Origin of the sequence: Arthrobacter sp. SDTb3-6 (genome assembly GCF_013376095.1) — a bacterium.
In the GTDB taxonomy this organism is placed as follows: domain Bacteria; phylum Actinomycetota; class Actinomycetes; order Actinomycetales; family Micrococcaceae; genus Specibacter.
Genome location: NZ_JAAMFN010000134.1, coordinates 1 through 726, shown reverse-complemented (window position 1 = coordinate 726; position 726 = coordinate 1). Strand labels below are relative to the sequence as shown.

General features: G+C 63.4%; 1 protein-coding gene. It reads left to right on the top strand.

The window, feature by feature from the left end; all coding sequences use genetic code 11:
* Positions 1-726, top strand: a 726-nt coding sequence (locus tag G6035_RS19650) for a LysR family transcriptional regulator (RefSeq protein WP_176618782.1), incomplete at both ends; no start/stop codon positions are given.

Sequence of the window (726 nt, the reverse complement as noted above, 5' to 3'; positions counted from 1 at the left end):
CCAGGCGGCCGAGAAGCTGAACATCGCACAACCCGCGCTCAGCCAACAGCTCCGCCTGCTCGAACGCCGGCTGGGCGTGGGGCTTTTCGAACGCGACGCGCGCCCATACCGGCTCACGGAGGCCGGGATGCTGCTCAAGGACGAGGCGGAACGGCTATTGTCTGACTTCGAGGACTTGGTTGACCGGCTGCAGGGCCTCGCCCAAGGGAAGAGTGGGCGTCTTCGCATCGGCTTCACCCGCTCCGCCATCTACGGAGTTATGCCGCCGGCTATCAAGGCATTTACGGCGTTGCATCCGGATGTGGAGCTGCAACTTCATGAGATTCTCACGGAGGACCAGCCGGACGCCCTGCGGACGGGCGTCATTGACTTAGGGATCGCACGGGATCCGGCGGTGTCGCCGCAGATCGCACAGGAAGTCCTCCTGCGGGAGCCTTTCGTTGTTGCGGTGCCGGTCGGCCATCCGTTGGCGGGGTTGGATGTGGTGCCGTTCGCTGTCTTGGAAACGGAACCGTTTATCCTCTTCCCCAGGGGAGAAGCAGCCAATTTTCCTGCCCGGGTCAAGGCCTTGTGCCGCGGAGCCGGATTCGAGCCCAATGTCGTGTACCAAAGCTATGAGATTGAGTCTGCCCTCGGCCTGGTGGCCGCCGGAATGGGAGTCTCCGTAGTAACCTCCGGCCTTGCACCCTTCGGACGATCCGACGTCCGCTTTCTGCCGCTTGACGG